This is a genomic window from Paenibacillus sp. An7, assembly GCF_009870785.1.
Taxonomy (GTDB): domain Bacteria; phylum Bacillota; class Bacilli; order Paenibacillales; family Paenibacillaceae; genus Paenibacillus.
Genome location: NZ_WTWX01000094.1, coordinates 1 through 345, shown reverse-complemented (window position 1 = coordinate 345; position 345 = coordinate 1). Strand labels below are relative to the sequence as shown.

At 37.4% G+C, this 345-nt stretch carries 1 pseudogene; it reads left to right on the top strand.

Going from position 1 to position 345, the window contains the following annotated elements:
- Positions 1-345: pseudogene (locus GQY27_RS21285) on the top strand (helix-turn-helix domain-containing protein); the annotation flags it as partial.

The following is a 345-nucleotide window of genomic DNA, read 5'->3' as shown; positions in this document are numbered from 1 at the left end:
TATTAGCTTATCTTCTCTCTAAACCAGACGACTGGCAGGTATATGAATCAGACCTTATTAAACGTGCAACTGATGGACGAGATTCGGTTAGAACAGGTTTGCGTGAATTAGAGAAATTCGGCTATTTATCAAGACGCCAGATCCGTGGAGAAAATGGAAGTTTCGGATACATGGAATATATTATTTATGAACGTCCTGTAACAGAAGATCTTCCCGATGACGGAAAATCCGTTGACGGTAAAAAACCGATAACGGATTTTCCGTCGACGGATTTTCCGTCGACGGAAAATCCACTACTACTAAATAATGATTTAAATAATAATGATTTAAATAATGATTGTTTGA